Below are 19,211 nucleotides of genomic sequence, written 5' to 3'. Positions count from 1 at the left end.
GGCTTTTAAGACATGTGTTCATTATTCAACTGTCAAAGACCCGGGTAACTTTTCATACTGCTGTTATCTGTTATTTGCCATCTCTTATTTATTAAATTAACCCAGGTTTCTATTGACAATTTCTCTTTAACTGTCATATAATAAAGGATGAAAAGTGAATATGCACTTGTTAGGGGAGGCTCCTAAATGAACACAGGCTGCTGCCCAAAAACGTCCAGAGACGCCAATGGGTATAACAGGCATGATCGGATTAAGGTCTGCTTAATGTAGCTGATTCTGTTTTGAATCTACGTCATTTAGTGCTGAATCCAAAACGAGGAGTTGTGGTTTCCATAGCAGGCAAATTTTAATTTTTTTGTCATGTGTGGTTGTGGTATTTAAACGGCTCTTCTGGGCCGTTTTTTGTTTATAAAGAATTTTTTTACAGAGGGGGTGGTGTTCGTGACAGGAGACCCTGATAAATCAGGCGACTTATTTGAAATTAAAAAGTTTCAAAGAGAGCAGTATAAAGTATTAACTCAGGAGGGATTAATATGGCAAACATCAGGAGGAAAGTCAGGACACTGCCGAAAAGAGTGGTTGATCAAATGGCTAAAAATGCAGAGAAGAATATACACTCCCGGCCCGTTAGCCTTAAAGAAGATGTTACCGTCCAGGAAGCCTTGGACCGGGTTAGAAATTCCGGAAAAAAAGTAAAAATTGTTTATGCCCTTTTTATTACTGATGATGGAGGAAAGCTAAAGGGATACTTGACCTTGAAAGATTTAATTGCAGCAGCTCCAGAAATGACTGTACATGATCTTATGGATGAGATGAGAGTGTGATTCCTTGGTCTATGCTGTCTTAATCTTTTTGGAATAAGGTATTTATAAATAAATTATTTCTTTAAAGAAGGAAAAATTAAATTTAGGTAGAATAAAAATATAAATAAGTTAATATCACATCAAACAGGTGCCAATTCATTTGGATAATAGGGAATCGGGTTAGAGTCCCGAGCGGTCCCGCCACTGTAAAGGGGAGTCTCCTGCTTTTTAGAACCACTGTTTCTAAAGGAAACGGGAAGGTGCAGGAGGACGAAGAACCTGAGTCAGGAAACCTGCCTGTTTTTTAGTCACTTGTTTACCTTCGGAAGAAAGGAAATGGTGTGGTGTGTAATGTATTGTACACAGACCGGTCTTCCAAAGGCCGGTTTTATTTTTGCGTGACCTGTTAAATTCATATCGGCTCTTTGCCGTACCTCCCCCGGGAGGTTTATTTTTTTGTTTTCGTAAGCCTTAGTAAAATATAACATTTGCTTTTAAGAAGGTCTTTACGGAAACCGGTCAATAAACTATAATTAAGGCGACAAGAATATTTAAGGATAAATTTGGAGAAGGTTATTATAGTATATTATGAAAAGAAGGAGAAAGTAAAGTGAATTCATCCAGGGATTGTTCGGTTGAAGAAACTGAGAAAAATACGGATCAGGAAGATTGTAAGATAAAAAAAGTGGTGGCGGTGATGAGTGGAAAGGGAGGTGTTGGGAAGTCATCCATCACTTCTCTTTTAGCGCTGCAGTTATCCAGACAGGGACATAAAGTTGGGATCATAGATGCAGATATTACGGGACCCAGCATTCCTAAAATATTTGGGCTGCAGCAGCGGCTCAAAACCGCTGAAGGGAAAATGCTGCCGGCAGAAACTCCGGGAGGTATTATGATTGTGTCTATTAACCTTCTTTTGGATGAAGAGGATGATCCGGTTCTTTGGAAAGGACCCAAGGCTGGAGGAGCAGTAAAACAGTTCTGGAAAGATGTAGATTGGGGAGAACTGGACTATCTGCTGGTTGACATGCCCCCCGGCACATCGGATGTTCCTTTGACAGTCCTGAAATCTATACCTGTAGACGGCATAATTGTAGTAACTTCTCCCCAAGAATTAGCCCTGATGGTGGTGAAAAAGGCGGTTAAAATGGCTTACCGCTTAAGGGTTCCCATAGTTGGTTTGGTGGAAAATATGAGCTATCTTCGCTGCTCCCACTGTCAGGAAAAATTAGAAGTATTTGGCCCCAGCCGGGCTGAAGAATCTGCTGAGATAATGGGGGTCCCACTTTTAGGCAAGATTCCCATAGATACAGATTTTACCCGTTTTTCTGATCAGGGGAAAGTAGAAGAATACCAGGGGAAAATAGAAATTAAATTGAATTTTTAAATTTTTCCCTTTGGTGAAATTCTCTGATTATTGCCCTGGGCAATTGTTTGTCAGTCCCATTATTAAATTAGTGATGCTAATTTACTATTTATATAGAAGGACTTTATTAAATTATAGAGAATAAAGAATTAAGATGCTTTTTTGTATGGAATCTCATGAGGTGGGGAAATATATGGAAAATCAATTGGTTGTAGACCACTTTACTAATCCCAGGAATATAGGGGATCTGCCTGATGCCCATGGGATAGGCACTTACGGAGCCCCCGATTGCGGAGATTATTTAGTTATTTATATAAAGGTGAATCGAGAAAAAATCTCTGATATTAAATATAAAATATACGGATGCAGTACTTTGATAGCTACTACCAGTATGATGACGGAAATGGCAAAGGGGAAAACTATTCAGGAGGCCAGATTGATCACCGGAGAGGATGTTGTGAAGGCTTTAGGCGGGCTGCCGGAAGATAAAACCCATTGCGCTAACTTAAGCATAACCGCACTTCATTTTACTTTTCAGGATTTTAATAAGCGGAAAAGCCTGGGCTGGACCCGTTATTAGGAGAGTCCAAGATATATTTGGACTGCGGTTAAAGTATAAAGTAGGTGAAAAGCTTTGAAAAAGGAAGCAATGGAAAAATTTAATAAGTACCTGAAGTTAAAAGGTTTTAAGCTCACCCAGGAAAGAAGAATCATACTGGAGCAGGTTTTTTCGGTTCATGATCATTTTGATGTAGAAGATCTTCTTTATATGCTCCGGAAAAGCAATCGACAGGTTTCCAGGGCATCGGTTTACCGGACTTTGAGCTTGCTGGTGGAAAGCGGCCTGGTGGAAAAAGTAGATTTTGGAGATGGCAGGGCTTACTACGAGCATGTTTTTGGTCACCTGCATCATGATCACCTGATCTGTAAAAATTGTGGTAAGGTGGTTCAGTTTGAGGATATGACTATAGAAAAGCGGCAAAAGGACATATGCAAAGAACATGGATTTCAATTGGAATATCACACTTTAAACATTTTCGGGTTTTGTACGGAATGTCAAAAAGAAGATAAGTAAAATAAAAAAAAGTAGGAAAATTATGTTAATAATTAGCATTCCAGGATACAAGGACTTGAATCTTAAATATCTGGTCACTGATTTAAATGGGACTTTAGCTAATAATGGTTTAATTAAAAAAACTACTGCTTTTCTTTTGAATAAAATATCTCAAAACTTGAAAGTATATATAATTACAGCAGATACCTTCGGCATAGCTGGTGAAGTTTGCTCATCCCTTCAAGCGGAGCTTACAGTTTTGAAAGGTGGAGGAGAAAGGGATGAGAAGGCGGCTTTTATCAAGGGACTGGGTAGTGAAGAGACAGTAACTTTAGGGAATGGTGCCAACGATGAATTGATGTTGGAGCAGTCAGTCTTAGGTATTGTAGTGATTGGGGAGGAAGGCTGCTGTACCAAATCTCTTTTAAAGTCGGACATTGTGGTAAAAGATGTAGATGATGCCCTGCGAATGCTTCTCAACCCTGACATATTAAAAGCGGCACTGAGATCATAATTTTTGACTAAAATTACACCTGGGGAATGAAAGGTGTTTTTTATATTTCAGGTTATTTGATGTAAGTTAAGGGGTTTCTTCTTATTAACTTCAGATTTCATGGGAAAATCAAATTTAAAAAGCTAATAATACAGGGGGCAAGAGATGTTTAAATCAGGAGTAGTAGCCGTAGTAGGCAGACCCAATGTGGGGAAATCCACCTTATTGAATTATTTAATGAAGCAAAAGCTTACCATTATTTCCGACAAGCCTCAGACTACCAGGAACAAGATAACTTGCATTCTTACTACCCAGGAAGCTCAGATTATTTTCCTAGATACTCCCGGGCTGCACAAACCCCGGACCAAGTTGGGAGAATATATGGTTAAGGTTTCGGTCGGTTCCTTGAGGGAAGTAGATATCGTTCTATTTTTGGTAGAAGCCTCTCATCCTCCCGGGAGAGGGGATGGGTATGTGGTAGATCTCTTAAAGCAGGCTGAAACCAGGGTATTTTTGGTTATCAATAAAATAGATCTGGTAGAGCCGTTAGAACTAGAAGGAATCATTGAGCGTTACCGGGAACTATATGATTTTTCTGAAGTGATTTTAGTTTCAGCGGTGAATGGTACCAATGTAACGCTGCTCCAGGAGAAGTTGGTAGCTCATCTTCCAGAAGGCCCAAAGTATTATCCTGAGGATATGATTACTGAACAGCCGGAACGTTTTGTGGTCTCGGAATTAATCCGTGAAAAAATATTGGAGCAAACTCGGGATGAAGTGCCCCATTCTGTGGCTGTTGAAGTGGATGAAATGAAGGAACGGAAGGGCAAAAATATGATTTACATTCGGGCTAATATCTTTGTGGAAAGAGATTCCCAAAAAGGAATTATTGTAGGTAATCAGGGCAAAATGCTCAAAGAAATTGGGATGAAAGCCCGTCAGGATATCCAGGTTCTGCTGGGCTGCAAAGTATTCCTGGAACTTTGGGTTAAGGTACAGAAGGACTGGCGCAATCGGAGTAAGTTTTTGAAAGATTTCGGTTATCATGACAGAGAATGAAAGGGCAGGGGCTTTAGATGAAACATCTAAAAACGGAAGCGCTGGTAATCAGGTCACAAAGTTATAGTGAAGCAGACAAGCTTTTGACCCTGTTAACCCTGGAAGGGGGTAAGATACCCTCCATTGCCAGGGGAGCCTGTAAAACTAAAAGCAAACTGTCTGCCTCTGTAGAGCTTTTTACCCGGGGGGATTTTCTTCTTTACAGGGGGAGAACTCTAGCTACTGTAACTCAGGGAGAGATTCTAAATTCTTTTTATTCCTTGAGGATGGATCTGTTAAGTTATGCTTACGGCCAGTACTTTTGTGAACTGATTGGCCGTTTGTTGGAGGAGAATGAACCCTGTCCAAAGGAATACCGCTTGTTTTTATCAGCCCTGGAAGCCATGAACGGTGACACGGCTTACCTGGAGGTGCTGGCACGTTCTTTTGAATTGAAGCTTGTGAAAAATCTAGGGTATACCCCATACCTGGATTCCTGTCTGGTTTGTTCTACACAAAAAACCCCCTTTCGTCTCAGCTTTCGGGAAGGGGGGCTTCTTTGCTCCAAATGTAGTATGCGGGATCCCGGGGCTAATAAGATTACTCCTGGGACCCTTTCACTTCTGGCCAAGCTGCTTACAGCTGATTTTAAAAGGCTGAGAATTCTAAAAATGAATTCAAAACAGCGGCAGGAGATTTTTTCCATTAACCAGGCACTTCTAAGTTATAATTTCAACCTGGGAAGATGTAAAGCTTTAGCCTTCCTGGAACAATTAGGATGTTCCAGATAATTTATGTATATATATCTTCAAAAATTCACAAGATTCCTTAAAATATATTATTAAAGACGCAGAAAATGTTAGTTATTCAGAAAATTATTATAAATTTCTCAATATTTACATAAACTATGCTCAAACGGATTATACAGGAGGGAAATACCGTGTCGATAACACTAGAAAAAATAGACCTGCTTCGGGATCGTACCGGAGCTACGTACAAGGAGGCCCGGTTGGCGCTGGAGGCCACCGGAGGAGAAGTGGTGGAGGCCCTGATTATACTTGAGGATCAAAGTAAGTCTTGGTTGGAGGAAGGACCGCACACAGATTTTATTGCCAGGGCGAAAGAATTTGCACAGAAGAGCGCCGATATTCGAATTTCTGTAAAGTCTCATGAAAAAACTGTGGTGGATATTCCTGCTCCTTTGGGGGTGGCAGGAGCTGTGTTTCTCCCCAAAGCCGCTGCTTTGGGGACACTGTTTTTACTTTTTACCAAGTACTCACTTCATATGGAGAAAAGACAGCCCCAAAATGGGGAGAATTAAGAAGGCCAGGCTTGACATTTGAACCCTAATTTGTTAAAGTTAATGAAATTAAATCCCTTATGCGATGCGGGAAAAGAGTAACCAGTGGGGCTTATACAGCGAGCCGGGGGTAGGTGAGAAGCCCGGTAAAGGAAACTGGCCAAAGGCGTTCTCAGGGCATAGATAAATCAAGGGGGGTCCAAAATAGTTTTTGGACCAAATAGGGTGGAACCGCGGGAGATCCTCTCGTCCCTATATGCATGTATTAGGGGTGTAGAGGTTTATTTTTTTGTCTAAAAAGCTATAACATAAATTTGAGGAGGAAGGATTAAAAAAATGAATTTTCAGGAAATCATATTAAATTTGGAGGATTATTGGGCCAAGAAAAACTGTATTATTTGGCAGCCCTATGACGTAGAAAAAGGTGCAGGAACCATGAATCCCGCTACTTTTTTACGTTCGCTGGGTCCTGAGCCGTGGAATGTAGCGTATGTGGAACCTTCCCGTCGTCCAACAGACGGAAGATATGGGGAAAACCCTAACCGTCTGCACCAGCACCATCAATATCAGGTGATTTTGAAGCCGGCACCCCATAACATTCAGGATCTTTATCTGGAAAGCTTGTACATTCTGGGGATTGACCCTTTAGAGCACGACATTCGTTTTGTGGAGGATAATTGGGAATCACCTACTCTGGGGGCCTGGGGGTTGGGCTGGGAAGTTTGGCTGGACGGCATGGAAATTACTCAGTTTACTTACTTTCAGCAGGTAGGGGGCTTTGATGTGGAGGCTGTCCCTGTGGAGTTAACCTATGGCCTGGAGCGCATCGCCATGTTTATCCAAAGGAAAGAAAATGTTTTTGACTTGGAATGGGTGAACGGGATAACCTATGGAGATGTTTTTCACCGGGCAGAGGTAGAGCACTCTTTTTACTGTTTCCAAAAATCAGATCCGGAGGTTCTTTTTAATCTTTTTACTATTTACGAAAATGAGGCTCAACGTCTCCTGGAGCAGGACCTGGTCTTACCCGGTTATGACAGTGTGTTAAAGTGTTCCCATACATTCAACCTGTTGGATGCCAGGGGAGCCATCAGTGTTACGGAGAGAACTGGATACATAGGAAGGGTAAGGAATTTAGCCCGACTCTGTGCGCAAAAATATTTAGCTCAAAGGGAAGAATTAGGATTTCCCCTTCTAAAGAAGGAGGTCAAAAGATAATGAGTAAAAGAGATTTGTTGCTGGAGATAGGAACTGAAGAAATACCAGCTCGCTTTATGGAGCCTGTGCTTAAGCAGATGGAACAAATCGCCACAAATTTATTTGGTGAAAATCGCATAGTATTTAATAATGTGAAAACCTTTGGCACTCCCAGGCGTTTGACCCTTTTGATAGAAGGAGTTGGAGAAAGACAGGCGGACCTGGAGGAACAGAAAAAGGGCCCTGCCAGGAACTCTGCCTTTGATGCTCAAGGCAAACCTACTCGAGCTGCAGTAGGGTTTGCTAAATCCCAGGGAGTTTCTGTAGAGGACCTGGAGGTAAAGGATTTTCAGGGAGGAGATTATGTTTTTGCAATTAAAAGGGTTATGGGCCAGGACAGCCGCAGCCTTTTACCTTCCTTAATGCAGGGAATTATAAAAGAATTACATTTTCCTAAGCCGATGTACTGGTCATCTAAAGACTTTCGTTTTGCCCGGCCCATACGCTGGCTCCTGGCATTGTACGGGAAAGACGAGGTTGTTTTCCCTTTGGATGAATTAGAGTCTGGTAGATTCACTTATGGTCATCGTTTTTTAGCCCCGGGCCCCTTTGAAGTGAAAGATATCCCCAATTATTTTCAAATTATGGAGGACTCCTATGTGCTGCTGGACCAGGAAAAGAGGAGAGGCCTAATACGGGAACAGGCTGAAAAAGCGGCCCGGAATCTGGGCGGCACTGTTCATTTAGATGAAGAACTTTTAGAAGAGGTAAATTATCTGGTAGAGTATCCCCAGGCAGTGGTAGGTGAGTTTTCTTCGGATTACCTGGAAATCCCCAAAGAGGTTTTAATTACCAGCATGCAATCTCACCAGAGGTATTTCCCGGTGGTGGGGGAAAAGGGCCTGATGCCAAACTTTATTACTATTAGTAATGCCCGGGAGGATCTAAAGGGCAATATAAAGATGGGAAATGAAAGGGTCCTTCGGGCCCGTCTGGCGGATGCCCGATTTTTCTATTCTGAGGATCAGAAAACTTCTCCAGAACAGTACGTGGAAAAACTAGAGAGCGTTCTTTTCCAGGAGGGTCTGGGTACAATGCTTGAAAAGACCTGGCGCCTGACTCAGATTTCCCAGTATATGGCTGACTGTTTAGGTCTGGAGGCTGAAGATAAAAAAACGTCTGCCCGCATTGCTCATCTTTGTAAATATGACCTGTTGACCAATATGGTATATGAATTTCCCGAAGTACAGGGTATTATGGGCCGGGAGTATGCTCTTTTGTCAGGTGAGACTCAGGAGGTTTCCCATGGAATTTATGAGCACTACCTGCCTCGGTTTGCCGGAGATGATCTTCCAGAAAGCCTCACCGGTTCCCTGGTGAGTATTGCTGATAAATTAGATAATATTGTAGGCTGTTTTGGAATTGGTATTAAGCCCACCGGTTCCCAGGATCCCTATGCATTAAGAAGGCAGGCCTTAGGTATTATGTACATACTCTTGGATTCAGAGATTTCTCTTTCCCTTTCGGAGCTTATAGGGAAGTCAGTAGATTATTACAGTCCTCACAAGTTAATAAAAGATAAAGAAGAAATTATCACCGAAGTGTTGGAATTCCTCCGTCAAAGAATCAGGAATATTTTCCTGGAAAAAGGACTGCGCTATGACCTGATCGATGCAGTGCTCAGTTCAGGGTTTGATGTGCTGCCCCATGCTTATAAAAGGGCAGTTAGTCTATCCAGGGAGATTGATAATTCTTCCTTCTTAAAATTGATGACCGCCTATACCCGGGCGGCAAACCTGTCCAAGAATGCTTCAGCCGGTGATTCTGTCAAATCAAATCTTTTGGAGGCTTTGGCGGAAAAGGAATTGTATAAAACTTTTCAGAAAATATCTGAGGAAGTAGCGGAAAAATTATCAGCTCAAGATTATGAAGGAGTCTTGGCTCAGTTTTCTAAAATGCAGGAACCGGTGAATAATTTCTTTGACCAGGTGATGGTGATGGTTGAGGATGAGAAGGTAAAAAACAATCGCCTGAACCTGCTCAGGGAGATCAGGGATATGTTTCATAAGTTTGCTGATTTTGGTAAGATTGTGATAACTCACAGTTAATCACAGTTGTTTTAAAAATTTCCTAAAAAAAGAAGGATTAAATCAAGTAAATATAGTATACTAATCTAACAAATTAATTAAATAGTACAGCATATTTATATAAGGATGGTGGTAAAGGTCGACTTAACTGAAAGACAGGCCAAAATAATTGAAATTGTTAAGAGAAACGGCCCCATTTCTGGGGAGGATATCGCCTCTCAACTTGAATTAAGTCGGGCCGCCCTAAGGCCTCACCTGAGCGTCCTTACCATGTCCGGCCATCTTGAGGCCCGCCCCAGGGTGGGTTATTATTACACCGGTAAAACAGAAAATTCTTTAGTTACTAAGGCGTTACGTAAAATTAAGGTAAAAGACGTCAAGAGAATGCCGGTGGTAGTAAAAGAGGATGTCTCCGTATATGACGCTGCCGTGTCTTTAATCTTAGAGGACACTGGGACTATTTATGTGGTGGGTGAAGACGGGTACTTAGCCGGTGTGGTTTCCCGTAAAGATTTTCTTAAGAGCTGTATCGGGGGAACTACTACCCGCAGCATGCCTGTTGGATTTATTATGACTCGTATGCCTAACATTATTACTACGGAGCCCGAAGAGGATGTTCTAGACGCAGCAAAGAAAATTATGGAATATCAGGTGGATTCTCTGCCCGTGGTCCGGGAAGAAAAAAACGGAAAATTAAAGATTTTGGGTAGATTTACTAAAACCAGTATAACCGGGCTTATGATAGAACTATGCGGAGAAATGTAAGGAGAGGAAAGGTGGTTTTGTGATGGACAATAATACACTGCCGGTAGTATATGTAATATCAGATTCAATAGGGGAAACCGCAGAATTTGTTGTAAAAGCGGTGGCAAGTCAGTTTAATTCGGGCCATGTGGAAGTAAGAAGGGTGCCCTTTGTGTATGAAATAGAGACCATATTGGATGTTGTGGAGGAGGCGGCAGGGGTTAACAGCATTATAGCCTATACCCTGATTCTTCCTGAGCTTAGGAAAACTTTAAAAACCGCTGCTGATAAAAAGAACATTGCTACGGTAGATATTTTGGGCCCCATGATGAACGCCTTTGAAACCATCATGATAGAGGGGCCCCGCATGGAACCAGGGTTGATGAGACGTCTGGATGAAGAATATTTTCATCGGATTGCTGCCATTGAGTTTGCTGTTAAGTATGATGATGGGAAGGACCCTCGGGGAATGCTCAGATCAGACGCCGTTTTGGTGGGAGTATCCCGGACTTCCAAGACGCCTTTAAGCATGTATCTGGCACATAAAAGGATAAAGGTGGCCAACCTCCCCTTGGTTCCGGAAATAGAGCTGCCCGAAGAGCTGTTTATGGTCCCTCCTCATAAGATTGTGGGATTGACTATAAATCCCCAACAGTTATATGATATTCGGGTAGAAAGGCTGAAAACTTTGGGACTGACTGCAAATGCTAATTACGCTAACCTAAAGAGGATAATTGAGGAACTGGAATATGCGGAAAAATGTATGAAAAGATTAGGCTGCCCAATTTTTGATGTATCTAATAAAGCAGTGGAAGAAGTTGCAAATTATATTCTGCAATATATAAGAGAAGGGAGAAAGCTGGATGGACATTGAGAAATTGGTTTATTTATTTACCGAGGGAAATGCTCAGATGAAGCAGTTGTTGGGAGGCAAAGGAGCCAATCTGTCAGAGATGACCGGTATCGGGCTGCCTGTTCCCCCAGGATTTATTATTTCCACCACGGCCTGTAATCAGTACTACCAAAAGGGTGATTCCTTGATGGAAGCGGTTCAGGCAGAGGTGGATGAGGCCCTGGCCGCAGTAGAACTAATGCAGGGTAAAAAATTCGGTGACCCTAATAATCCTCTTCTCCTGTCCGTAAGATCCGGTGCAGCAGTTTCCATGCCGGGGATGATGGATACTATATTGAACCTGGGATTGAATGACCAAACGGTAAAAGGTTTGGCAGAAGTTTCCGGTGATGAACGTTTTGCTTTGGACTGTTACCGACGTTTCATACAAATGTATGGGGATGTGGTCCTGAAGGTAGATCACGCATTTTTTGAGAGGGTTTTGGAAAGGAAAAAAGAGGAAAAGGGAGCCCGGGATGATACTCAGCTGACTAGTGAAGACCTGAAGGTACTGGTGGAGCAATACAAGGGGATTGTCAAAACTAAAGCTTCCAGAGAATTTCCTCAGGAGCCTATGGATCAGCTGATGGAGTCTATCAGGGCGGTTTTTGATTCCTGGAATAATCAGCGGGCTATAGTATACAGGAAAATACATAAAATTCCAGACCAACTAGGCACTGCCATCAATGTACAGGCTATGGTTTTCGGCAATTTGGGGGAAGACTGTGCCACGGGAGTAGCTTTTTCCCGGGATCCCTCCACCGGTGAGTCCAAGCTATACGGGGAATTTCTGGTTAATGCCCAGGGAGAAGATGTAGTGGCGGGAATCAGGACTCCTCTGCCCATATCACAACTGGAAGGGCTTATGCCGGAGCTGTATAATCAGTTCCATGATATTAGCAGGCGGTTGGAGACACATTACCGGGATATACAGGATATCGAGTTTACTATTGAAAAGGGACGCTTGTTTATCCTCCAGACCCGTGGAGGAAAGAGGACTGCCAGGTCTGCGGTAAAGGTAGCGGTGGATTTTGTTAAGGAGGGGATTTTAACCCGGGATGAAGCTGTCATGAGAGTGGAACCGGAACAGATTGATCAGCTGCTTCACCGCCAGATTGACCCAAAAGCTCAACTGGATTTTATCGCCAAGGGCCTTCCTGCTTCGCCCGGGGCGGCTTCGGGGAAAGTAGTTTTTAATGCGGATGAAGCGGAAAAAATGAATCAGCAGGATGAAAAAGTAATTCTGGTACGTCCGGAAACAACTCCTGATGATATTCATGGTATTGTAGCCGCTCAGGGAGTATTGACCAGCCGGGGTGGTATGACCAGTCACGCTGCTGTTGTAGCCCGAGGCATGGGTAAGCCTTGTGTATGCGGCTGTGAAAGCCTAAATATTGATTTGGAAAAGGAAGTTTTTAGTGTAGACAATGTAACCTATTCTAAAGGGGATATCATTTCTATTGACGGTGGGACAGGCAGGGTTTTTGTAGGGGAGGTCCCGTTAATTGATATTCAGTTAAGTGGTGAGTTCCGGGAAATCCTGGAGTGGACTGATGAAATAAAATCTCTGGGGGTCAGGGCTAATGCTGATAATCCCCAGGACGCAAAGAAAGCCCGGGAGTTTGGTGCGGAAGGCATAGGCCTTTGCCGCACAGAGCATATGTTTATGGCCCAGGATCGGCTTCCAATTGTGCAGGAAATGATTCTTTCGGAATCTGAAGTGGAACGGCGGAAGGCTTTAGATAAATTGCTTCCAATTCAACAAGAGGATTTTTATGGAATATTTGAGGCGATGCAGGGTCTTCCGGTGACTATCCGGCTTTTGGATCCTCCGCTGCATGAATTCCTGCCGGATTCCGAAGAGCTGGTGGAGGAATTGGTAAAGCTAAAACTTACCGGGGGAAGCCTTGAAGAAATAAGGGCCAAACAGATACTGCTGAAAAAAGTCAAGTCTCTCTCAGAATTTAACCCAATGCTGGGCCACCGGGGATGCCGGTTAGGAATCGTTTACCCGGAAATATATGAAATGCAGGTGAGAGCCATCTGCCAGGCAGCGGCAAAGCTGTCCAAAGAAGGAAAGGAGGTTGTTCCTGAAATAATGATTCCCCTGGTGGGGCACGCGGAAGAACTTCGCATAATGCGGGAACTTACCCAACAGGTGGCCCTTCAGGTCTTTTCCGAACAGGGGATAACCTTAGATTATAAAATAGGTACCATGATAGAACTGCCCCGAGCCTGTGTGGTAGCTGATCAGATTGCAGAGCATGCTGAATTCTTTTCCTTCGGCACTAATGATCTGACTCAGACTACCTTGGGTTACAGCCGGGATGACGCCGAGGGGAAGTTTCTCCATGAATATTTGGCAAAGAAGGTAATAGGGGAGAATCCTTTCATTACTTTGGACCGGGAGGGAGTAGGGCCCCTGGTACAAATGGCTGCAGAGAAGGGTAGAGGGCTGAAACCTGATATTAAATTGGGAATCTGTGGTGAGCACGGTGGAGACCCCGATTCCATCATCTTCTGTCATGAAGTCAACTTAAACTATGTCAGCTGTTCTCCCTTTAGGGTGCCTATTGCACGGCTGGCTGCGGCCCAGGCAAAACTTGGGAAAAAAGCCGGGGGATACGGAGACTAAAATTACTTGAGGCAAGGCTCTGGATATATAATCTGTGAGACACTGCCCATAAAAAACTGTCAACTATAAAATAAAAGCTGCCTAAATATAGGGCAGCTTTTATTTTATAGTTGTAATACAGGGAACAATTTATCTGATGAAGTTATTGTTGTTTTCCCACAAAAATATTTTTATTATTCAAAGATACCTTTTATCATATCTACTAATCCAGTGGTCATATTCTTAAAGAACCCTCCAACCTGCCTTAGGGCGATAACAGCAAAGTTTGTTTTTTCGATATCTTGTTCGGCTACCAAAGTAACCCGGCTGAGAATTTCATTCTCCAGCAGGATGTGCATTTCTCCTACCCTGTCTCCCTTTTCAATGGGAGCAGACAATTTATCATAAATAACCTGGGTTTCCAGTCTATCCTCATCCGGCAGGGTAATTACCGCACCTAGAGAATTTTGGGTAGAAGCTGCTACTTCTTTGTCTTTTCCGTCAGGTACCGGTGCCTCTCCCACAACTTCTCCCTTGTCAACCATGACCTTGAAAATATAGTTTCTAAACCCGTAGTTTAGTACAGCTTCCGTGGAAGACAGCCGGGAAGAAAGGTTGGGAGAATTTAGAATTACCGAAATTAAACGGAAATTATTTTGTTTAGCTGTTCCTGCCAGACAATAACCTGCCTCAGTAGTCCATCCGGTTTTTAAACCGTCTGCCCCGGGAAAACGCCCCAGCAAGGGGTTGCGGTTGTACTGAACGATATCATTAAAGGTGAATTCCCTTTGGGATTCCAGTTCTAGAATTTTAGGATAGTTATTGATGGTATAAGCGGACAGAATGGCGATATCTCTAGCGCTCATATAATGATTTTCATGGGGTAGTCCTGTGGTATTTTCAAAATGGCTATTTTTCATCCCCAGTTGTTGTGCTTTTTGATTCATTATTTGTACAAACATTTCTTCTGAGCCGTAAAGGTGTTCTGCTAAGGCTACGCAGGCATCATTGGCGGAGACTACGGATATTCCCTGGAGAAGTTGGTCCACCGTTACCTCTTGACCAATTTCCAAAAACATTTCAGAGCCCTTCATCCGCCAGGCGTTTTCGCTTACCTCAACGGTATCATTCCAATCTGTTTTGCCTTCTTCAATAGCTTCTAAGGCTATGAGCAGGGTCATTATTTTGGTTATACTGGCAGGAGGATATTTAGCGTCTGCGTCTTTTTCATAGAGTATTTCACCGGTGGTAGCTTCCATAAGCAGTGCAGATTTTGCATCTACGTCAAAGGGTAGTTCATCTTCTAGTTCTTCCTCTGTGGCGTCTGTATCAGGTTCAGCCCATGCAGTTAAAGGTGTCAAACTTAAAAAAAACAGGGAAAATATCAGTAATAGAAGCGCCAATTTTTTTAACTTAATCATAAATAATTCCCTCACTTTGCTGTTATAATTGTCAGATAAGTTTATGAAGCATTTTAGAATAATATTGTTATACCAATAATATTTTATAACACTTGAGATAATTCTTCTAACATATAATTATTAAAATTCCTTAAGCAGGAAATATAAATTATTAATTGTATTATATATAAGTACTGTTTTTTTATAGTTAGACATTAGAAATGAAAATCCTTTAATTCCGACACAATTATTGAAGGTACAATTTTTAAAGGAGGTTGATTATGTTAATATTAGGCATTAATGGCAGCGTGCATCAGCATGGAAATACTGCGGATCTTCTTACGTTTGGTTTGGACGAAGCAGCTAAGTTGGGAGCTAAAACACAATTAATTTTTGCTCAGGAGGCACTGGATGAATTAAAACAACCTTATTGTAATGTTTGTGAGCCCAGGTGTCCCGGGGTCTGTTACGAGGGGAAAAAACTGGAGGGCATTTATAATCTTTTGAGGGAATGTGATGGAATTATTTTAGGCAGTCCAGTTTACTTTGGTACGGTTTCTACCCAGTTAAAAAGTTTTTGGGATATGTCTCGTAAATTAAGAAATGAGCATGCCCTGCTGGATACCGTAGGGGGGGCCGTTTCAGTGGGGGCCGCCCGGTTCGGCGGTCAGGAAACTACGTTGAGGGCTTTACATGACATGATGTTGGTGCAGGGCATGCTTATTGTAGGGGATGGACACGTTTCTATGGATCCGGGACACCACGGTGCCTGTGCTCAAAGGCCGGCAATCAAAGATGATTATGCCATTACAAGGGTACAAATTTTGGCCCGCAGGTTGGTTGATGTTGCTAAGGCTACTTTGACTTTGCGAAAAAAGTAAATAAGAAATAATAAAACCCTTATGTATGGGAGGAAAGGGCAGCTGCCGGAAAAAAATGGTCTGCTTTAAGGTAAGTTTGCCCGATATCTATGATCAGTTTGAGGGAAAAAAGAGAACAACTGGAGGAGCAGATTCTTTCTCCCCAGGCTATGCGAAGCTCCAGGAGTAAAGGCCGTCAAGATTATGAGGAGGAGTGTTCGGTCAGGACTGCATTTCATCGGGACAGAGACCGCATTATTCACTCCAAAGCTTTCAGGAGATTAAAACATAAAACTCAAGTGTTTATCTCTCCTGAAGGGGATCATTATCGGACTCGATTGACCCATACTCTGGAAGTAGCCCAGATTGCCAGGACTGCTGCTCGAGCTCTTACTTTAAACGAAGATCTTACTGAGGCTATTGCGCTGGGTCATGATCTGGGGCACACTCCCTTTGGGCATGCGGGAGAAGCGGCTTTGAGTCAAATTTACGGACCATTTAAACATAACCAACAGAGTCTGAGAATTGTTGAAAGCCTGGAGGGGGGAAAGGGGTTAAATCTCACCTGGGAAGTAAGGGATGGGATATTGAATCATACCGGAAGCACTCTTCCATCTACCCTGGAGGGACAAATTGTTAAGATTGCAGACCGGATTGCTTACATAAATCATGATATTGATGACGCTCTTCGGGCGGGGATATTAAAAGAGGAAGATCTTCCCAGGGATGTACCTTATATTCTGGGCAATACCTCCTCCATGAGAATAAATACCATGGTGAGAGACTTGATAGAAAACAGTTTTGCCCAACCGTTAATTCAGATGAGTCCCCAGGTAATGCAGGTGATGTTGGATTTACGGGAATTCTTATTTGAAAATGTTTATGTAGGGTCTGAGGCTAAGAAAGAAGACCAAAAAATAATTAAAATGTTCAATCATGTTTTTAATTACTTCTTAGAAAGGCCTGAAGAAATTCCTTTGGAGAACGGGTCACTTCAAGGGGGAAGCCTTCTGGAAAGAAGGGTTTGTGATTACATAGCCGGAATGACTGATATTTACTTTATTAATCTCTATCAGAAATTGTTTATTCCCAAGCCCTGGTCTAGTTAACCAGACTTTGGGAACAGCCGTAGAAAAGATTTCTATTATTTCTATGATTTTGGTAAAGAGAGAATAAAAAACTATAAATGGTATATAATATTGATTGATAATCATAGGTTTTTATATATTATTATTATTTTTATTTACTTTGCAGGAAATAAAATGCGCCATGTAGAATATATTTTAATCATATAGAATATGTGTTTGTTAAAGAGAGACTAAACCGGGAAAGAGGAGGTAGATTCTTACCAAACCTGGTTGTGTAATTTAAGTTGGCAGATTAAATATTAAGCAGTATTTACACCTCGTCTCTCCTATTATGGGATGGGGTTTTTTGATAAAAATGTACGTTTGTGCAGGAATTTGTCATTTATTGACGAATATGAAAAAAATCTCATAAACCTTTTTTTACCTTGGGGGGTTTTATGGAAAATATCGTGCCGGAGGAAACCATAGAAGAAATCAGGCAGCATTTTAATCTGGTGGAGGTTATTTCCAATTATACTGCGTTAAAAAAATCCGGTCGTAATTACTCAGGCTTATGCCCTTTTCATTCTGAGAAAACTCCATCTTTTACCGTTTCACCGGATAAACAGCTCTATCACTGCTTTGGTTGTGGAGTAGGGGGAAACCTGTATACTTTTATTATGGCCATTGAAAACTTAACTTTTAGAGAGGCCGTAACGCTTTTAGCAGGGAGAGCAGGAATTTTTTTACCAGAAAAACCTTTATCACCCGGAGAAAAAAAAGTAAAAGATTTAAAGGAAGAATTACTGCTGATCAATGAAGTTAGTATGAAGTTTTTTTCCTCGGTTCTATTTAGCAAAAAATATGGAATTAAAGCGTTAAATTATTTAAAGGGTAGGGGGCTAAAAGGGGAAACATTAAGGAAGTTTAATATTGGTTATTCCCCTTCCTCTTGGGAATTTTTATTAAGATATTTAAAAAACAAAGGTTTCAGTGAAACAAACATAGAAAAAGCCGGTTTAATTGTTCGCCGTTCCCGAGGTTCAGGTTATTATGACCGTTTTCGAGATAGAATTATTTTCCCTATTTTTAATCAGCAAAATCAGGTGGCAGGTTTTGGGGGGAGAGTTTTGGAGGGTGCGCAGCCTAAATATCTAAATACTCCGGAAACTCACCTTTACAATAAAAGAAAAATTCTTTATGCTTTGAATCATTCTCGTTCTTCAATCAGGGAGAAGGATGAAGCCATAGTTTTTGAAGGATATATGGATGTGATTACTGCTCATCAAGAGGGAGTGGAAAATTGTGTTGCTTCTCTGGGCACCAGTCTTACGGAGGAACAGGCAGAAGTTTTAAGAAGAAATGCCTCCAGCGTGGTAATTGCTTACGATTCTGATGCGGCGGGGGAAGCAGCGGCCTGGCGGGGCATGGATATATTAGTGTCCGCAGGCTGCAGGGTCAAGGTGGCCCAAATGCCACAGGGTATGGACCCAGATGATTTCATCAAAAAAAAAGGAATCAAGGCATTCGAAAAAGAAATAATAGAAAAGTCTTTACCATTAATAGATTATAAACTGGAAAAAACCCAAAGAGATTTGGGTGTGCTGGATTTCTGTACGCCACAAGAAAAGCTTTTATATATTCAAAAGATATTACCTGTTTTAGCTAAACTGAATAGTTCTGTGGAGTTGGACGTATACCTTCAGAAGGTAAGCAGTCAGATTGGTGTTGGCCTGGATTCGCTGCAGTTAGAATTGAAGAAATTCAGGCGTGCCAAAGGAAAAAAACAGATAAAATTTGGGAACACAGAACCAGATGGTTCGGCAAACAATCAGGTAAAGCCCCCGGCAGCAGAAAAAGAGATTCTTGCACTTATGCTTAAAAATCCTGATTATATTTTTGAAGTAAAAAAATGGCTTAAGGATTCAGACTTTTGTTATCCTCCCTATAGAGGGATCATAGAGAAACTGTTTTATTTAAGGAACGATGGTAATGCCATTTCAGAACATACTATACTGAGGCTTTTCCCGGGCTTTGAAGAACAAAAAATTGCTGCGGCCTTGATTTTGGAGCAGGAAAGAAATCCGGATAATCGGGAAAAAATAATAAAAGATTGTGTTAGGAAGATCAAGTGTCATAAATTGAGCCTGAAAAGAAAAGAAATAGAAAAAGAAATTTCTAAATTGGATAGGCAGCAGGACGGGGAAAAAATCAATGGACTTCTGGTTGAGTGGACTGAAATAAAGCGCCTGGAAAAAGATTTTAATCCTCAGTGATAGGGTGTTATGGAAGGGGA

17 protein-coding genes and 2 riboswitches are annotated in these 19,211 nt (G+C 41.9%); of the genes, 16 read left to right on the top strand and 1 reads right to left on the bottom strand.

Annotation, left to right across the window (positions count from 1 at the left end; genetic code table 11):
* Nucleotides 1-158 precede the first annotated feature (158 nt).
* A riboswitch (M-box (ykoK) riboswitch) is annotated at nt 159-329 on the top strand.
* A 204-nt stretch (nt 330-533) separates the two neighbouring features.
* The 13 genes from HUE98_RS13355 to ppdK all read left to right on the top strand — a co-directional run bounded on the left by HUE98_RS13355 (nt 534) and on the right by ppdK (nt 13,609).
* Nucleotides 534-824, top strand: a complete 291-nt coding sequence (locus tag HUE98_RS13355) for a CBS domain-containing protein (RefSeq protein WP_241421121.1) — start codon at nt 534-536, stop codon at nt 822-824.
* Between the two features lie 108 nt (nt 825-932).
* A riboswitch (cobalamin riboswitch) is annotated at nt 933-1,118 on the top strand.
* 295 nt (nt 1,119-1,413) lie between these two features.
* Nucleotides 1,414-2,190: an Mrp/NBP35 family ATP-binding protein gene (locus HUE98_RS13350; protein WP_241421120.1), complete on the top strand. Its 777-nt coding sequence runs from the start codon at nt 1,414-1,416 to the stop codon at nt 2,188-2,190.
* Between the two features lie 172 nt (nt 2,191-2,362).
* The gene (locus HUE98_RS13345) at nt 2,363-2,749 is read left to right on the top strand and encodes an iron-sulfur cluster assembly scaffold protein (protein WP_241421119.1); all 387 of its coding nucleotides are present in this window, start codon (nt 2,363-2,365) and stop codon (nt 2,747-2,749) included.
* A gap of 54 nt (nt 2,750-2,803) precedes the next feature.
* Complete coding sequence (locus HUE98_RS13340) at nt 2,804-3,244, top strand: Fur family transcriptional regulator (protein WP_241421118.1); 441 nt, start codon at nt 2,804-2,806, stop codon at nt 3,242-3,244.
* Nucleotides 3,245-3,266: 22 nt separating this feature from the next.
* Nucleotides 3,267-3,737 (top strand): HAD family hydrolase, encoded by a 471-nt coding sequence (locus HUE98_RS13335; RefSeq protein WP_241421117.1) that lies wholly within the window; start codon nt 3,267-3,269, stop codon nt 3,735-3,737.
* Nucleotides 3,738-3,881: 144 nt separating this feature from the next.
* Nucleotides 3,882-4,775, top strand: a complete 894-nt coding sequence (era, locus tag HUE98_RS13330) for a GTPase Era (protein ID WP_241421116.1) — start codon at nt 3,882-3,884, stop codon at nt 4,773-4,775.
* Nucleotides 4,776-4,792: 17 nt separating this feature from the next.
* The gene (gene recO, locus HUE98_RS13325) at nt 4,793-5,545 is read left to right on the top strand and encodes a DNA repair protein RecO (RefSeq protein ID WP_241421115.1); all 753 of its coding nucleotides are present in this window, start codon (nt 4,793-4,795) and stop codon (nt 5,543-5,545) included.
* A gap of 149 nt (nt 5,546-5,694) precedes the next feature.
* Nucleotides 5,695-6,075, top strand: a complete 381-nt coding sequence (locus tag HUE98_RS13320; protein WP_241421114.1) for a DUF4342 domain-containing protein — start codon at nt 5,695-5,697, stop codon at nt 6,073-6,075.
* 315 nt (nt 6,076-6,390) lie between these two features.
* Nucleotides 6,391-7,272 carry a glycine--tRNA ligase subunit alpha gene (gene glyQ, locus HUE98_RS13315; RefSeq protein WP_241421113.1) on the top strand — a complete coding sequence of 294 codons (882 nt, stop codon included), beginning with the start codon at nt 6,391-6,393 and terminating at the stop codon, nt 7,270-7,272.
* Entirely contained in the window at nt 7,272-9,359 is a 2,088-nt protein-coding gene (gene glyS / locus HUE98_RS13310) for a glycine--tRNA ligase subunit beta (protein ID WP_241421112.1), read from the top strand. The genes glyQ and glyS overlap by 1 nt, the downstream gene beginning before the upstream one ends.
* 105 nt (nt 9,360-9,464) lie before the next feature.
* The gene (locus HUE98_RS13305) at nt 9,465-10,103 is read left to right on the top strand and encodes a helix-turn-helix transcriptional regulator (protein ID WP_277623676.1); all 639 of its coding nucleotides are present in this window, start codon (nt 9,465-9,467) and stop codon (nt 10,101-10,103) included.
* Nucleotides 10,104-10,125: 22 nt separating this feature from the next.
* Nucleotides 10,126-10,956, top strand: coding sequence for a pyruvate, water dikinase regulatory protein (locus tag HUE98_RS13300; protein ID WP_241421110.1), 831 nt, complete (start codon nt 10,126-10,128; stop codon nt 10,954-10,956).
* Nucleotides 10,946-13,609 carry a pyruvate, phosphate dikinase gene (ppdK, locus tag HUE98_RS13295; RefSeq protein ID WP_241421109.1) on the top strand — a complete coding sequence of 888 codons (2,664 nt, stop codon included), beginning with the start codon at nt 10,946-10,948 and terminating at the stop codon, nt 13,607-13,609. The genes HUE98_RS13300 and ppdK overlap by 11 nt, the downstream gene beginning before the upstream one ends.
* Before the next feature lie 173 nt (nt 13,610-13,782).
* Here ppdK and HUE98_RS13290 read toward each other — a convergent pair whose 3' ends face one another.
* Nucleotides 13,783-15,009: a D-alanyl-D-alanine carboxypeptidase family protein gene (locus HUE98_RS13290; RefSeq protein ID WP_241421108.1), complete on the bottom strand. Its 1,227-nt coding sequence runs from the start codon at nt 15,007-15,009 to the stop codon at nt 13,783-13,785.
* A gap of 260 nt (nt 15,010-15,269) precedes the next feature.
* Here HUE98_RS13290 and HUE98_RS13285 point away from each other — a divergent pair, with 260 nt between their 5' ends.
* The 3 genes from HUE98_RS13285 (at nt 15,270) to dnaG (ending at nt 19,191) form a co-directional block, all read left to right on the top strand.
* On the top strand, nt 15,270-15,869 hold the full coding sequence (locus HUE98_RS13285; RefSeq protein ID WP_241421107.1) for a flavodoxin family protein: 600 nt from the start codon (nt 15,270-15,272) through the stop codon (nt 15,867-15,869).
* Nucleotides 15,870-15,961: 92 nt separating this feature from the next.
* Nucleotides 15,962-16,957: a deoxyguanosinetriphosphate triphosphohydrolase gene (locus tag HUE98_RS13280; RefSeq protein WP_241423563.1), complete on the top strand. Its 996-nt coding sequence runs from the start codon at nt 15,962-15,964 to the stop codon at nt 16,955-16,957.
* Nucleotides 16,958-17,373: 416 nt separating this feature from the next.
* Complete coding sequence (gene dnaG / locus HUE98_RS13275) at nt 17,374-19,191, top strand: DNA primase (RefSeq protein ID WP_241421106.1); 1,818 nt, start codon at nt 17,374-17,376, stop codon at nt 19,189-19,191.
* The last annotated feature ends 20 nt before the right edge of the window (nt 19,192-19,211 follow it).

It is taken from the genome of Candidatus Contubernalis alkalaceticus (assembly GCF_022558445.1).
GTDB lineage: Bacteria > Bacillota > Dethiobacteria > SKNC01 > SKNC01 > Contubernalis > Contubernalis alkaliaceticus.
This window is presented reverse-complemented; position numbering and strand designations above follow the sequence as displayed.